At 53.3% G+C, this 2500-nt stretch carries 1 tRNA gene and 2 rRNA genes (1 of these 3 cut by a window edge); all 3 read left to right on the top strand.

Features of this window, described 5'->3' with window-relative positions:
* Positions 1-2149, top strand: a 23S ribosomal RNA gene (locus PM04_RS16995); it begins 682 nt to the left of the window's first position.
* Positions 2150-2241: 92 nt separating this feature from the next.
* Positions 2242-2356: ribosomal RNA gene (gene rrf, locus PM04_RS16990) — 5S ribosomal RNA — on the top strand.
* 68 nt (positions 2357-2424) lie between these two features.
* Positions 2425-2498, top strand: a tRNA-Met gene (locus PM04_RS16985).
* Positions 2499-2500: the final 2 nt, after the last annotated feature.

Here is a 2500-nt window from a genome sequence, read left to right as displayed (position 1 = left end):
TCGGATTAGACCCGAAACCGAGTGATCTAGGCATGACCAGGATGAAGATTAGGTAACACTAATTGGAGGTCCGAACCCACACCTGTTGAAAAAGGTCGGGATGAGTTGTGCCTAGGGGTGAAAGGCCAATCAAACTCGGAGATAGCTGGTTCTCCGCGAAATCTATTTAGGTAGAGCGTCGTACGAATACCTCGGGGGGTAGAGCACTGGATGGGTAATGGGGCCCCACAGGCTTACTGATCCTAACCAAACTCCGAATACCCGAGAGTAATATACGGCAGACACACTGCGGGTGCTAACGCCCGTAGTGAAAAGGGAAACAACCCTGACCTCCAGCTAAGGCCCCTAATTCATGGCTAAGTGGGAAAGCAGGTGAGACGACCAAAACAACCAGGAGGTTGGCTTAGAAGCAGCCATCCTTTAAAGATAGCGTAACAGCTCACTGGTCTAATTAAGTTGTCTTGCGGCGAAGATGTACCGGGGCTCAAGCCATGAGCCGAAGCTGAGGATGCACATAGTGCATGGTAGCGGAGCGTAGTGTGACATAGTTCTACGCCTCCTTAGCATCCTCCGGGATGTATTGGAGGCAGAGAACTTTCGATGAAGCCGGGGCGTGAGCCATCCGGTGGAGAGATCACTAGTGAGAATGATGACATGAGTAGCGACAAACAGGGTGAGAGACCCTGTCGCCGAAAGTCCAAGGGTTCCTGCTTAAAGCTAATCTGAGCAGGGTAAGCCGACCCCTAAGGCGAGGCCGAAAGGCGTAGTCGATGGGAACCAGGTTAATATTCCTGGGCCAGTTAGAAGTGACGGATCTCGAAGGTAGTTCATCCTTATTGGATTGAATGGGCTGCTAAGAGGTTCCTGGAAATAGCTCTAACATAAGATCGTACCCTAAACCGACACAGGTGGACTGGTAGAGAATACCAAGGCGCTTGAGAGAACGATGTTGAAGGAACTCGGCAAAATACCTCCGTAAGTTCGCGAGAAGGAGGCCCGGTTTCTAGGCAACTGGAAGCTGGGGGCACAAACCAGGGGGTGGCGACTGTTTACTAAAAACACAGGGCTCTGCGAAGTCGCAAGACGACGTATAGGGTCTGACGCCTGCCCGGTGCCTGAAGGTTAAAAGGAGGGGTGAGAGCTCCGAATTGAAGCCCAGGTAAACGGCGGCCGTAACTATAACGGTCCTAAGGTAGCGAAATTCCTTGTCGGGTAAGTTCCGACCTGCACGAATGGCGTAACGACTTCCCCGCTGTCTCCAACATCGACTCAGCGAAATTGAATTGCCTGTCAAGATGCAGGCTTCCCGCGGTTAGACGGAAAGACCCCGTGCACCTTTACTACAGCTTCACACTGGCATCAGGCACAACATGTGCAGGATAGGTGGTAGACTTTGAAGCAGGAACGCTAGTTCCTGTGGAGTCATCCTTGAGATACCACCCTTGTTCTGCTTGATGTCTAACCGCGGTCCGTTATCCGGATCCGGGACCCTGTGTGGCGGGTAGTTTGACTGGGGCGGTCGCCTCCTAAATCGTAACGGAGGCGCGCGAAGGTTGGCTCAGAGCGGTCGGACATCGCTCGTTGAGTGCAATGGCAGAAGCCAGCCTGACTGCAAGACTGACAAGTCGAGCAGAGTCGAAAGACGGCCATAGTGATCCGGTGGTCCCAAGTGGGAGGGCCATCGCTCAACGGATAAAAGGTACGCCGGGGATAACAGGCTGATGGTGCCCAAGAGTCCATATCGACGGCACCGTTTGGCACCTCGATGTCGGCTCATCTCATCCTGGGGCTGGAGCAGGTCCCAAGGGTACGGCTGTTCGCCGTTTAAAGAGGTACGTGAGCTGGGTTTAGAACGTCGTGAGACAGTTCGGTCCCTATCTGCCGTGGGTGTAGGATACTTGAGAGGAGTTGCCCCTAGTACGAGAGGACCGGGGTGAACGTTCCACTGGTGGACCAGTTGTCATGCCAATGGCAGTGCTGGGTAGCTATGAACGGACAGGATAACCGCTGAAGGCATCTAAGCGGGAAGCCCCCCTCAAAACAAGGTATCCCTGAGAACCGAGGTAGACCACCTCGTCGATAGGCCAGAGATGTAAGCGCAGCAATGCGTTCAGTTGACTGGTACTAATTGTTCGATAGGCTTGATTTGATCCAGTAGAAGCCATGCTTCAATGGAACAATCAGATACATACACCAACTACACACAGTCTTACTTGGAATACACTCGAGAGCTTTTCTCGGTTTGGTGATCATAGCGCGAGCGAAACACCCGGCTCCATTCCGAACCCGGCAGTTAAGCGCCGTAGCGCCGATGGTACTGCGTCTTAAGGCGTGGGAGAGTAGGTCATCGCCAAACCTAGTAAAGCTCTCGAGCGTGTATCTCTCTTCGATGTGCCCTACCAACAGTAATAGGGCGCGATTTGGCGCGGGATGGAGCAGCCCGGTAGCTCGTCAGGCTCATAACCTGAAGGTCGTAGGTTCAAATCCTACTCCCGCAACC

Origin of the sequence: Thalassobacter sp. 16PALIMAR09 (assembly GCF_000765485.1) — a bacterium.
GTDB lineage: Bacteria > Pseudomonadota > Alphaproteobacteria > Rhodobacterales > Rhodobacteraceae > Thalassobacter > Thalassobacter stenotrophicus.
The sequence above is the reverse complement of the archived record's forward strand: the minus strand, read 5'-3'. Positions and strand labels throughout refer to the sequence as shown.